Source organism: Pseudomonas sp. Root569, assembly GCF_001427465.1.
In the GTDB taxonomy this organism is placed as follows: domain Bacteria; phylum Pseudomonadota; class Gammaproteobacteria; order Pseudomonadales; family Pseudomonadaceae; genus Aquipseudomonas; species Aquipseudomonas synxantha.
On record NZ_LMGQ01000011.1, the window covers coordinates 74,849 to 86,997 of the forward strand.

A 12,149-nucleotide genomic window follows, 5' to 3' on the forward strand; every position below is an offset into this window, starting at 1 on the left:
CAATGGACATTTACCTGGCGTGTGGAGAGCAAAATGTGGGAGGGGGCTTGCTCCCGATGGCAGTGGGTCAGTGCCAGATGTACTGACTGACCCGCCGCCATCGGGAGCAAGCCCCCTCCCACATTTGCACTGCCGTGCTGTGTTTTTGCTCGGCTGTGGCTAACGCAGCGCCGCAGCCCCACTGCAAGCCTGCCCCGCCTGTTCACAAATCTGCCAGCCACCGCCCAGCGCCTTGTAGATCCCCACCACCGCCAAGCGCTGCTGGGTGCGCGCTGCCGTTAACGCACGGCGGCTGGTGAAGTCGGCACGTTCGGCCTCAAGCACATCCAGATACATGCCCTCGCCTTCGGCAAATCGCGTGCGCGCAAACTTGGCCGCCTCGCGATTGGCCGCCGCCTCCAGCAGCCGCAGGCCCAAGGTGCTGCCCGCGGCACTGTTGGCCTGGAACGCATCGTCGGTTTCCTGCAGGGCACGCAATACGGTCTGGTCATAGGCGATCAAGGCCGCTTGGGTACGCGCCTCGCTGGCGGCGATCCGTGCGCGTACACGCCCGGTGTCCAGCAGCGACCAGCGAATCACCGGGGCGATAAAGTTCGACTGCATGCCTGCATCACCCAGGGAGCCGAGGCTTCCGGCCAGTAGTCCGATGGAGCCCTGCACCTGGATATCCGGATACAGGCCGGCGGTTTCCACGCCTATTTGCGCAGTCTCAGCCGCCAGGGTGCGTTCGGCCGCGGCAATATCAGCGCGCCGGGCCAACAAGCCGGCCGGATCACCCACTTGCAGGGTGCGCAGGCTCAAAGTCTCACGACCGGGCCTGGCCAGCGGTGGCTTGAACCCTTGCGGTGCCTGCCCCAGCAGCACCGCCAACGCGTTGTTGGAGGTTGCGCGTCGCCGCTCAAGGTCGGGCGCTACCGCCTCGACATTGCGCAGCAAAGCCTCGGCACGCAGCCGGTCGAACTCGGTGGCAGCGCCGACACTGACCAGATGCTCCACCAGGCCCAGGCTGTCGCGCTGGCTCTGGCTGATGTCAGCGACCACCGCTTGTTCAGCTTCGATCCCTTGCAACTCGAACCAGGTGGCGGCAACGGTGGCCGCCACGCTCGCCTGCACACTGCGCAGCAGCGCCTGGCGTGACCCCGCCTGGGCCTGCGCCACCTCAACCGAGCGTCGCACGCGGCCAAACAGGTCGATTTCCCAGGCCGCATCCAGGGCCGCACGGGTAGATTCAATGGAGCGCTGCTCGCCATATGGCGTCTCGACCTCACTGCGCCGTCGGTGCTCATAACCGAGGGCGGCGCCGCCGCTGGGCAAGAACCCTTGGCGGCTTTCGCGCAGCATCGCCTTGGCTTCGTCCAGGCGTGCGGCGGCGATGCCGATGTCATGGTTGGCTGCCAGCGCCTGCTGGATCAATTGGCTGAGAGCGGGCTCGTCGAACACCTGCCACCACTGCGCCTCGACCTCGCCGGTACCGAGACCGGCGACGGGCGCACCGAAGCTCGCCGGGCGCTGCGCGGCAGGCAACACAGGGGTGGAATAATCAGGGCCTACCGAGGCGCAGCCGGCCATCAGCAGCAACGGCAACAGCAACACTGGATAAGACAGTCTCATGATGCACGCTCCTCCAACTGCAACTTCGGACCCGACCCCTGACGCTCCACGCGCAGCGCCAGGCTGCGCATCACCACGTAGAACACCGGGGTGAGGAACAGGCCGAACAGCGTTACCCCGAGCATGCCGGCAAACACCGCGACGCCCATGGCATGGCGCATCTCGGCCCCGGCACCGCTGGCGAATACCAGCGGCACCACGCCGGCGATAAACGCCAGTGAGGTCATCAGGATCGGCCGCAAGCGCAGTTGGCAGGCGTGGATAACCGCCTCCAACGGGCTGGCGCCTTCGGCTTCGAGACTGCGGGCAAACTCAACAATCAGGATGGCGTTCTTCGCCGCCAGCCCGACCAGCACCACCAGCCCGATCTGCACGAACACGTTGTTGTCACCCTCCACCAGCCACACGCCGATGATCGCGCTGAGCAGGCACATGGGCACGATCAGCAAGACCGCCAGCGGCAGCAGCCAGCTGTTGTACTGCGCCGCGAGGATCAAATAAGCGAGCAACACACACAGCGGGAAAATAAACAGCGCCGACGACCCGGCAAGCTTTTGCTGGTAGGTCAAGTCCGTCCACTCATAGGTCACACCTTCGGGCAGCACCTCCTGGGCCAGGCGCTCCATCAGCGCCACGGCCTGGCCTGAGCTGACGCCCGGCATCGCCCCACCGGAGATATCTGCCGAGGGGTAGCCGTTGTAGTGAATCACACGGTCAGGGCCGGAACCCGGGGTGACGGTGACAAACGCCGACAACGGCAGCATGTCCCCGGCCGCATTGCGCACTTGCAGGCGGCCAATCGCCTCGGCCTGCATGCGATGGTCCGCATCGGCCTGGGCGGTGACCTTGTAGGTGCGGCCGAAACGATTGAAGTCGTTGACATACAGCGAGCCGAGATAGACCTGCAGTGACTCGAATACATCCGCCAGGCGCACACCCTGGCTCTTGACCTGGGTGCGGTCGATATCGACATTCAGCTGCGGCGCGTTGACGTCCAGGCTGGTCATCAAGCCGGCGACCTGCCCCGACTCGGTGGCTTTGGTCATCAGCACCTGGGTCTGCTGCACCAACGCCTCAAGCCCTACACCGCCACGGTCCTCGACCTGCAGCTTGAAACCACCGGTGACGCCAAGGCCAGGCACCGGCGGCGGCGGGAACACGCCGAGGAAACCGTCGGGAATGCTCGCGAACTTGGCTTGCAGGCGCCCGGCGATGGCGACTGCGGCCATGTCCGGCGAGGTTCGCTCCTTGAACGGATCGAGCATCACGAACATCACCGCCGCATTCGGTACGTTGACGAAGCCGTTGACCGACAGACCCGGGAACGCCACCACGCTTTCCACTCCCGGTTCGTCCAGGGCGACTTTCGACATTTGCCGCACCACCGCGTCGGTACGATCCAGCGACGCCGAGTTGGGCAATTGGGCAATGCCGACCAGGTAGTATTTGTCTTGCATCGGCACAAAACCCGCCGGCACAGCGTTGAAGCCGAACCAGGTCAGCGCGAGTAATCCGCAATAGGCCACCAGCGCCACGCCGCGACGGCCGACCACCTTGCGCACCGTGCTGCCATACGCCTGCGGCGCACGCTGGAACGGCCGGCCCAGCACCTCCAGCAGGCGCACGGCGCGACCGCGCAGGCTGCGCGGGTCATGTACCACGGCGGCACCTCGTGGGCGCAGCAACAGGCCGGCCAACGCCGGGCTGAGGGTCAACGAGTTGACCGCCGAGAGGATCGTCGAAATCGCGATGGTCAGCGCAAACTGCCGGTAGAACTCACCTTGCAATCCACTGAGGAACGCCGTGGGGATGAACACCGCAGCCAGCACCGAGGTAATCGCAATGATGGGGCCAGTGACCTCGCCCATCGCACGCCGCGCAGCTTGCGTGGGCTCCTCGCCGTTTTCGATATGCCGCTCGACGTTCTCGACCACCACGATGGCATCGTCGACCACAATGCCGATCGACAGCACCAGGCCGAACAACGACAAGGTATTCAGGGAAAAACCCATCAGGTGCATGACCGCGAAGGTGCCGATGATCGACACCGGCACGGCCATCAACGGGATCAGCGACGCGCGCCAGTTACGCAGGAACACCACCACCACGATGACCACCAGCAGGATCGCTTCCATCAGGGTGATCGCGACTGACTCCAGCGAAGCCCGCACAAACACCGTCGGGTCATAGGCAATCCGCGACACCAGCCCTTCAGGGAAGTTGGTCTGCAGGCGCTGCATGGTATCGCGCACTGCCTGCGCCACATCGAGGGCGTTGGCGCCCGGGCTCTGGATGATCTGCAAGGCCACCGCCGGCTCGCCGTCCAACAGGCTGCGCAGCGCGTAGGCATCGGCGCCCATCTCGATACGGGCCACATCACGCAGACGCGTGACCTGGCCGTTATCGCCGGTGCGGATGATGATGTCGCCAAATTGCTCTTCGTCCGTCAGCCGCCCGAGAGTATTGACCGTGACTTGGAAGGCCGCGCTGGAATCCGGTGCCTGGCCGACGGAGCCGGCCGCCACTTGCACGTTCTGCTCGCGCACCGCGGCAATCACATCGCCGGCGGTCAAGCCACGGGCGGCGATCAGGTCCGGGTCGAGCCACAAGCGCATGCTGTATTCGCCCGCGCCCCATACCAGCACGTCGTTGATCCCCGGCAGGCGCGACAGCTCGTCACGCACCTGGAGGTAGGCATAGTTGGAGATGTACAGCGGGTCATAACGTTTATCGGGGGATAGCAGGTGGACCACCATGAGGATGTCCGGCGAGGTCTTTTGCGTGACCACGCCGAGGCGCTGCACCTCCTCGGGCAAGCGCGGCAAGGCCCGCGACACACGGTTCTGCACCTGGATCTGCGCCATGTCGGCGTTGGTGCCCTGGGCGAAGGTCGCGGTCAGGATCATGCGGCCGTCGGTGGCCGACTGCGAGGTCATGTACAACATGCCCTCGACCCCGGTGATCACCTGTTCCAATGGCGCCGCCACCGTCTCGGCGATCACCTGCGGGTTGGCCCCGGGATAGGACGCGGTGACCTGCACCGTGGGCGGCGTGACCGCGGGGTATTCACTCAGCGGCAGATGAAAGAAAGCCACGATACCGCCGATCATCATCAACACCGACAAGACAATGGCGAAGATCGGCCGATCAATGAAAAAGCGTGGGAAGCTCATTGCACACCTCCCACAGTCAGCGGCGCCTCAAGCGGCTTGCCCTCGATACTGGCGGCCAAGGGTGTCACCTGCATACCGGGGCGCACCAACCCTTTGACGACGATGCGCTCGCCCGGCTGCAGGCCTTGCTCGATAACGCGCAGGCCGTCGGCCATCGGGCCCAGTTCGACCGGGCGGTATTCGGTCTTGTCGCCCTCACCGACCACCAGCACATAGCGGCGGCCCTGGTCGGTGCCGATGGATTGGTCGGCGATCAACACGCGAGGCTGCGCCACGCCGGTGTCCAGCTTGACCTTGGCGAACAGCCCTGGGGTCAGGCGCCCATCCGGGTTGTCGACCACCGCACGCACGCGCACGGTGCCGGTCTTGCGGTCGGCCGTATTGGCCAGGAAGTCCACCCGCCCGGCCCGTGCATAGGTCGTATCGTTGAGCATGGCCACCATGACCTTGGCGGCTTTGTCGCCCTTGGACCCGGCGTGTTGACGTGTGGCGGCAAGCGAGTGCAGGTAGGTGCGCTCGTCGACATCGAAATACACATGCAACGGGTCGACCGAAACGATCATCGTCAACGGCGTCTCCCCTCGGGTGACATAGTTGCCTTCGGTGACGAGGGCACGATCGATGCGGCCACTGATGGGCGCGGTGACGCGGGTGTAACTCAGGTCCAGCTGTGCCGTATCCAACGCAGCCCTCGCCGCCTCGACCTGGGCCCTGCCCGCATTCAACGAAGCAATGGCGGTATCAAGACGATCACGCGCCACCACCTTCTTGGCGAACAGTTGCTCGGCTCGCCCATGCTCGGCCTGGGCCAGCACCGCATTGGCCTCGGCCTCGCGCAAACGTGCCTTGGCCGCATTCAGCGCCGCCTGAAACACCCGCGGGTCAATCACAAACAACGGGCTGCCCTTGGCCACGAACTGGCCCTCGGGCACGCTGACACTTTGCAGATAGCCGCTGACACGCGGGCGCAGTTCCACCTGATCGATGGCGGTCAACGAACCGGTGTACTCGACAAAGGGTGTCACCGCCCGCGCTACCACCTCGGCCACCGGCACACCGGGCGGCTTGGCGGCCGCAGCCGGCGGCGCGTTGTCTGTGCATCCGCCCAGCGTCAACACCACGGCCATTGCCCCGGTGATCAGGCTAATTGGTTTGGCGTACATCGTTCACCCTCCTTGGAATTTTCAAGACAAATCGACACTGGAGGTTTTTATCGGGCTTGCCACGTTGGGAAGGTCAAGCGCTATAAAACCGGGAGGTGTGTTTTTGTCTGGAGGGTGTTTGGAGCGTGGGCTGGGTGTGCAGTTTGGGAGATCTCGGCCTTTAGGCGCTTTGTTGTGGAAGGGGGCGGTGCGACGATTCGACTTGCCCTCGATGAGCATGGGTATCTACACAACTCTGACGTGCGACCGTCAGTAACCACGATGCGAAGCGAGCCGCTCTTGATCTTGCTCTGCTTTTGATCTCAGGCGCCCCGTCAAACCACGCTGGCCGGAATTCGACAGGGATTTGGGGGGTAAACCGGCAGGGATGCCGGTTTAGCCGCCCCGCGCCATGGATGGCGCGTGGCGGCGGCCCCCCAAATCCATGGCGGATTACGGGCACACCGAGCCTGGGCGAGGTGCCGAGTGGTGGGGCAAGAGCGTTTGGTTACTTTGCGCTTTTCAAAGTGACCCGCCGTAAGGGCGGAACCAATAGCGGCCGTCACCTAAACAATGGATATGTACTCGATCCAACCGAACATCCTGGTCGGCTGTGAGGCCGCCATCGGGGGCAAGTCGAATCGTCGCACCGCCCCCACATTGGAGCTGAGACGATCAGGTCCAGGCCACCACCAAAAGCCCGGCACCTAACACCAGGCACAACGGCGAGTAGACGTAGGTATCAAGGCGCGCAAACCGGGAGCCGCCGACCTTTTTGAAAAAGCCCACCAACTCCGAATCGCCAATCGCCCTGGCAAACATCAGCACCGCAATCGCACTGATGCCCCACTGCAACGCCCCATGGGACACCGGCGTGAAATACAACCCGGCGCGCAGGCAAACGAGCAAGGCAATTGCCACCAACCCCATAGCGACCAGAAAGGTGCCCAGCGCCGAGGGCTTGAACGCCGGTCGCGGCCCGCTGGCAAATTCGCCGGGCAGTTGCGGAATCGCCGCCAGGCTGCCGAATTTGCCGCCAGCGGCCCAGTAAAGATGCAGCATGCTGATAAAGGTAAAAACCCCGACAATCCATCGCGCAATGACAAAACTCATGGCGGACGCTCCCGAAAAATGTGGGAATCAGGATAGTCGCCCTGAGATTTTTTGCAGGCATTTCGTCGGCGGCTGATGGTAAAGTGCCGCCCCATGAAACTCGCCCGTGCCGACCGCTCGCTCATTGCCTGGATGCTTTACTGCTGCGTCCTGTTCAATGTGTTCGCCTGCAGCATTGGCCACGGGCAAATGGTGGGCATGCAGCTCAACGGCATCAGCGGCCAGTTCTGCACCGTAGATCCGCGTACCCAGGCGCCCCTGCAAAACAACTCTACGGATGAGAACCTGCCAACGCTGTCGAAAGCGTTCGGTTGCCCCTTGTGTTCGACCGGCGGCATGGGCCCCGCGCTCAACAGCCACCTGAACGTGGCGGTTTTGCCACAACCCCACGCGCCGCCTGCGGCGGTCGTGCTCGCTGCTGACATTCCTGCCCGCTTCACCTGGCCCACGGCTAACCCGCGCGCGCCACCTGCCCTCGCCTGATCCCTGCGCTTTCTAATCTGCATTGCCGACCGTTTCCGCGAGGAAGACGGGCGGCCGTGCGTTTGTTTTCAAGCCAAGTTTTCAGGATTCAACCATGAAACATCTACCCCTGCTGGCAGGCCTGTTCGGCTGCCTGCCTGCCTGCGCCCCTGCCCTTGAGCTGGCACCGACCACCATTGAAGGCGAGCAAAGCGTTGAGCCCGGGCTGGCCCTGGACCAACCCAGCGGTATGGCCTCGCGGCTGGGACTGAGCGTACGGGAAACCCCGGCCTCGGTGGCCATCGCCAACCGCAACGATATCGAGCGCCATGGCGCCAAGACCTTCCGCGATGCGGCCAACACCCTGCCCGGCGTCAATGCCAGCGCGCCGCCCGGGTTTGGTGGGTTTGTATCGTACCGAGGGTTTACCAGCAGCCAGATTACCCAAATGTTCAACGGCATCAATGTTGCCACGGGCCTGGCGCGGCCAGTGGATGCGTGGGTCTATGACCGCGTCGAGCTGGTGGGCGGCCCTTCCTCCTTGATCAACGGCGCAGGCTCCGTGGGCGGCTCGCTGAACTACGTGACCAAGCTGGCGAGCCGTGAGGAGCAGGCTGTCGAAGGCCAGTTGACCTATGGCAGCTACGACACCGCGGGCATGGCGTTCGGCCTCAACCATGCGCTGACCGAGCCTGGTGCCGAGGTGCAGCACTACGCACGCCTGGACGTGAGCCGCAACACCAACCACAGCTATATCGACCGCGATCAACGAGATGCCTGGAGCTTGGCGTTTTCGCTGCTCAGCGACTTGACCCCCGACCTGTCCCACACCCTGGCCCTGGAATATCAGGACGAGCATGAAGACAGCCCCTATTGGGGCACGCCGGTGCTCAACCCCAAGGCCGGCGAACTTAAGATCGACAAGCACAATCGCTTCAACAATTACAACGTCGCCGACGGTCGTTACGAACAGCGCACGATCTGGGCGCGGTCGATCATCGACTACCGGATAAACGACAGCACCACACTGAAAAACACCCTCTATCACCTCGACAGCCAGCGCGACTACCGCAACCTGGAGACCTACCAGTACAACGCCGATAACAGCGCGGTGAACCGCTCGACCGCCTATCAGGTAAGGCATCAGGGCCAACAAAACGGCAACCAGTTCGAACTGCGCCATGACAACAGGATTTTCGGCCTCTCCACCATCTGGTCCGGCGGTTTTGAGTACAAGGTCAACAGCACTACCAACAGCCCCTTGAACGTGCCTGGCAAAAGTACCGTGGAGCCGAACAACTATGACCCGGGACACTTCTATGACATCCCCGGCACCCGTCCTGGCTTCGTCAAGGACAAGACCAACCAGGTGACCACCAAGGCACTGTTCGTGGAAAACCGCCTGGGGCTGACGGATAAGCTCTCGCTGCTGACCGGCCTGCGATATGACGCCATCGACATGGACGTGACCAACCATCGCACGGTCACCGCCACCAACCCACGGCACTTCAAGCGCAGCTGGGAACCGCTGACGGGGCGTGTGGGCCTGACTTATCAATTCATCCCGTCGGCCAATGTCTACGTGCAATACAGCACCGCCGTCGAACAGCCCAATACCACCACCCAGGTGTTCGATGTGTCCACCGGCAAGCAATGGGAGATCGGTAGCAAGTTTGATTACCTGGACGGTCGCGGTTCGGCAACGGTCGCTGCCTACAAGATCGAACGCAAGGACTTTGCCGTCACTGATCCGCTGGATCCGACCAATAGCATCCCGGTAGGCGCGCAGTCGTCCAAGGGCATCGAATTGGCCAGCTCACTGCGTATCACGCCAAGGTTGCTGGCTGAAGGCAACTTCGCCTGGGTAGACGCCGAGTACGATGAGTTCAATGAGAAAATGGCCAGTGGCGCGGTGGTGTCGCGTAAAGGCAATACGCCAACCAACGTGCCCAAGCGCGTGGGCAATCTGTGGTTGACCTATGATTTTTCCGAGGATTGGCAAGGGGGTGTGGATGCGCGGTATGTCGCCCAGGTGTATGCAGATAATGCCAATACCCAGACGGTGCCGGCCTACACGCTGTTTGGCACCTTCCTGCGCTACAGGCTGGACGCCCACACCTCGGTGACCGGACGCGTGCGCAACTTGACCAATGAGGTGTATGCCGAGTTTGCCCATGTGTCGCCGGCGTATTACCTGGGTTCGCCGAGAACGTTTGAAGTCGCAATACAAACCCGATTCTAAATCTGGAATGCAAAAAAAATGTGGGAGGGGGCAAGCCCCTCCCACATTTTGATCTCCATCAAGTAGAGACGCTGTCTATTACTTGAGGGCCGACTCAACTTTTTGCGCAACATCATCGGTCAACCACGCCTTCCACACCTCAGGATGCTCCTTGAGGAACATCTGGGCCACTTCCCGTGGTGCCGTGTGGTTTTCGCTCATCTTCGCCAGCGCTTTGTTAAGCGGCTCAATGGGAAACTCGACCTTCTCGAAGAACTGGGCAATCTGCGGATGTTCCTGCTGGAACGGCGTCGATACGCCAATGCTCAATTTGGATGCCAACGAGCGCGTGGGCTTGGGGTCAGGGTTGTTCGCATCGGTCAGGGTCTTCCACGCATCGGCATCAAACGGTGGCTCTTCCAACTGGATCAATTTATAGCGCCCCATCAACGGGGTCGGCGACCAGTAGTAGAACAGCACTGGCTTGCCCCGGCGGATCGAAGACGCAATTTCCGCATCCAACGCCGCGCCCGAACCGCTGCGGAAGTTCACGTAGCTATCGTCGAGGCCATAGGCCTTGAGCTTCTGCTTGTTGACCACTTCGGAGGTCCAGCCGATGGGGCTGTTAAGAAAGCGACCTTTGCCTGGTGATTCGGGGTCCTTGAACACATCCTTGTAGCGCGCCAGGTCCTTGACGCTTTTCAGGTCCGGAGCCAGCGGCTTGAGGTTTTTCGACGGGTCACCCTTGACCACGTACTCCGGCACCCACCAGCCTTCGGTGGCGCCTTTGACGGTATCTCCAAGGCCTACCACTTTGCCTTCGGCTTCGGCCTTGACCCACACCGGACTGCGACCAGCCCATTCTTCCCCAATCACCTGGATATCGTTCTTGGCCAGGGCGGTTTCCAGGGTGATGGTGGTACCGGGCAAGGTGTCGGTGGGCAGGTCATAACCCTTCTCGACGATAAAGCGCAGTACTTCAGTGATCAGGCTGCCGCTTTCCCAGTTCAGGTCGGCAAAATGCACCGGTGCCTGGGCAGCCGAGACCGGCAATGCCAGGCTCAAGGTCGTCAAGGACGCTGCCAACAGTGATTTCAATCCCTTCATGCGTTGCACCTCGCGTCTTCACAGTCATGGCGAACGGCTTTGCCGCCAATGCGCGAAGCCTCTGAATAGTTAAGTCAACGCAACTGTAGTAGAGGTTCCGGAACAGATCGGTACACGAAGTGTTTATCGGTTATTCGCTGGCCTTGAAGGTAACCAGCTCGCCCTTGCGCCATTTGGCGGCCTTGCCGGTCACGGCTTTCAGGGTCTTGGTCAGGCCTTCCTGCAATTGTTCATGGGCGGCAAATACCAGCATCACGCTGTGGCCTTCCTTGAACACAATGCCCTGGCCCTCGGCCGACGAAACAAAGGCGTAATCGCCCAACCCATACACGGTCAACTTGATATCGCGAAACTTGAGTTCGAACTTGCCACCTTCGCGGCTGGGTAACACCGCCGCACGGAAATGGTCGCCCACCTTGAGTTCCAGGCGTTGCTTGTCATCCACGACCAGCGCCGTTTCGGTATCGATCTCGGCGATATAGATACCTTCTGGGGTTTGTTCGGTGACGTAGACAAACCGCGATTGAAACTGCTTGACCAACTTTGCGCGCAAATCACCCAGCACGAATAACGCGTGCATATCCAGATTACTGACTGCCAAGGAAACGTCCCCACATCAAAAAAGCGCTGGCCGCTGAAGCGGGCAACACAAAAAACGGCCGTTACGGCACGATCACCCATTCGTTAAAAACTGAAGATAACCTACAAGGCTGGTACATACAGCCGCGGTGGACCTCAATCAAGGTCATCCGGTAGCACAGCAAATCACAGGTTTAGCGACCCGAGAATACAAGTCGAGCAACTTCAGAGAATAACCCAATCGAAAATGCAGTTTTCCGACGTCCAAAGCAAAAAAATAACCGCGCATGGAACCAGTCGCGAACTGCCGACGACAATACTAAAACAGCAACCCAGGTTAAACCACCCGAAACGCCACTGACAGGCCAACAAGATCGACAGGAGCTGAGCATGCAACGACGTCAACACGATGCTGCGTCTTTCCACAAGCGTTCATCATGGTCAGAAGAACGCCAATATTACTGCCTGCATAACGCTGATGGGTACTCGAACTCAGTCATTTATCAAGTTGTACCGGCTGGGAAGAACTTTTTCCACATCCTTGAAGTACCCAGTGGCCGGATCAAGGGGTTTCGCAGCGATCATAACAAGGCCTGCGAACTGGCCAAGACCCTGGAAGCCAAGTTGCAAGCCCTGTGTGACTCACTCGTTTCGTCACCTGGATGACTTTACCGCGCCGTCGTGCTTCAACAACTGCCATACTGGCCCGTCCATTGAAGTTTGCCCCCTGCGGGTCAGGTT

Annotated in this window: 9 protein-coding genes; 3 read left to right on the forward strand and 6 right to left on the reverse strand. The window is 61.5% G+C overall.

The features are described from left to right. Window positions 1-159: 159 nt before the first annotated feature. From ASD70_RS11230 to ASD70_RS11245, 4 genes are all read right to left on the reverse strand, one after another. A complete protein-coding gene (locus ASD70_RS11230) occupies window positions 160-1,611 on the reverse strand; it encodes an efflux transporter outer membrane subunit (RefSeq protein WP_056846452.1) in 1,452 nt (483 codons plus the stop codon). Next, window positions 1,608-4,784: an efflux RND transporter permease subunit gene (locus tag ASD70_RS11235; protein WP_056846453.1), complete on the reverse strand. Its 3,177-nt coding sequence runs from the start codon at window positions 4,782-4,784 to the stop codon at window positions 1,608-1,610. Before ASD70_RS11235 ends, ASD70_RS11230 begins: the two co-directional genes overlap by 4 nt. Then, window positions 4,781-5,947, reverse strand: a complete 1,167-nt coding sequence (locus ASD70_RS11240) for an efflux RND transporter periplasmic adaptor subunit (protein ID WP_056846454.1) — start codon at window positions 5,945-5,947, stop codon at window positions 4,781-4,783. The genes ASD70_RS11235 and ASD70_RS11240 overlap by 4 nt, the downstream gene beginning before the upstream one ends. Window positions 5,948-6,601: 654 nt before the next feature. Further along, window positions 6,602-7,039 carry a DUF3995 domain-containing protein gene (locus ASD70_RS11245; protein WP_046072294.1) on the reverse strand — a complete coding sequence of 146 codons (438 nt, stop codon included), beginning with the start codon at window positions 7,037-7,039 and terminating at the stop codon, window positions 6,602-6,604. A gap of 93 nt (window positions 7,040-7,132) precedes the next feature. Here ASD70_RS11245 and ASD70_RS11250 point away from each other — a divergent pair, with 93 nt between their 5' ends. Continuing rightward, a complete protein-coding gene (locus tag ASD70_RS11250) occupies window positions 7,133-7,522 on the forward strand; it encodes a DUF2946 domain-containing protein (RefSeq protein WP_046072293.1) in 390 nt (129 codons plus the stop codon). A 94-nt stretch (window positions 7,523-7,616) separates the two neighbouring features. Beyond that, on the forward strand, window positions 7,617-9,743 hold the full coding sequence (locus tag ASD70_RS11255) for a TonB-dependent receptor (RefSeq protein WP_056846455.1): 2,127 nt from the start codon (window positions 7,617-7,619) through the stop codon (window positions 9,741-9,743). A gap of 78 nt (window positions 9,744-9,821) precedes the next feature. On the opposite strand, the gene ASD70_RS11260 is transcribed toward ASD70_RS11255, so the two are convergent. Beyond that, window positions 9,822-10,829: an ABC transporter substrate-binding protein gene (locus ASD70_RS11260; RefSeq protein ID WP_056846456.1), complete on the reverse strand. Its 1,008-nt coding sequence runs from the start codon at window positions 10,827-10,829 to the stop codon at window positions 9,822-9,824. Window positions 10,830-10,959: 130 nt separating this feature from the next. Then, the gene (locus tag ASD70_RS11265) at window positions 10,960-11,409 is read right to left on the reverse strand and encodes a hypothetical protein (RefSeq protein WP_056846457.1); all 450 of its coding nucleotides are present in this window, start codon (window positions 11,407-11,409) and stop codon (window positions 10,960-10,962) included. Window positions 11,410-11,798: 389 nt separating this feature from the next. On the opposite strand from ASD70_RS11265, the gene ASD70_RS11270 reads away from it, so the two are divergent. Beyond that, window positions 11,799-12,074 carry a hypothetical protein gene (locus ASD70_RS11270; RefSeq protein ID WP_052722000.1) on the forward strand — a complete coding sequence of 92 codons (276 nt, stop codon included), beginning with the start codon at window positions 11,799-11,801 and terminating at the stop codon, window positions 12,072-12,074. The last annotated feature ends 75 nt before the right edge of the window (window positions 12,075-12,149 follow it).

Coding starts and splice junctions, on each gene's coding strand:
- ASD70_RS11235 (WP_056846453.1), bottom strand. CDS start 4,784: ATGAGCTTCCCACGCTTTTTCATTGATCGGCCGATCTTCGCCATTGTC.
- ASD70_RS11250 (WP_046072293.1), top strand. CDS start 7,133: ATGAAACTCGCCCGTGCCGACCGCTCGCTCATTGCCTGGATGCTTTAC.
- ASD70_RS11240 (WP_056846454.1), bottom strand. CDS start 5,947: ATGTACGCCAAACCAATTAGCCTGATCACCGGGGCAATGGCCGTGGTG.
- ASD70_RS11230 (WP_056846452.1), bottom strand. CDS start 1,611: ATGAGACTGTCTTATCCAGTGTTGCTGTTGCCGTTGCTGCTGATGGCC.
- ASD70_RS11255 (WP_056846455.1), top strand. CDS start 7,617: ATGAAACATCTACCCCTGCTGGCAGGCCTGTTCGGCTGCCTGCCTGCC.
- ASD70_RS11265 (WP_056846457.1), bottom strand. CDS start 11,409: ATGCACGCGTTATTCGTGCTGGGTGATTTGCGCGCAAAGTTGGTCAAG.
- ASD70_RS11270 (WP_052722000.1), top strand. CDS start 11,799: ATGCAACGACGTCAACACGATGCTGCGTCTTTCCACAAGCGTTCATCA.
- ASD70_RS11245 (WP_046072294.1), bottom strand. CDS start 7,039: ATGAGTTTTGTCATTGCGCGATGGATTGTCGGGGTTTTTACCTTTATC.
- ASD70_RS11260 (WP_056846456.1), bottom strand. CDS start 10,829: ATGAAGGGATTGAAATCACTGTTGGCAGCGTCCTTGACGACCTTGAGC.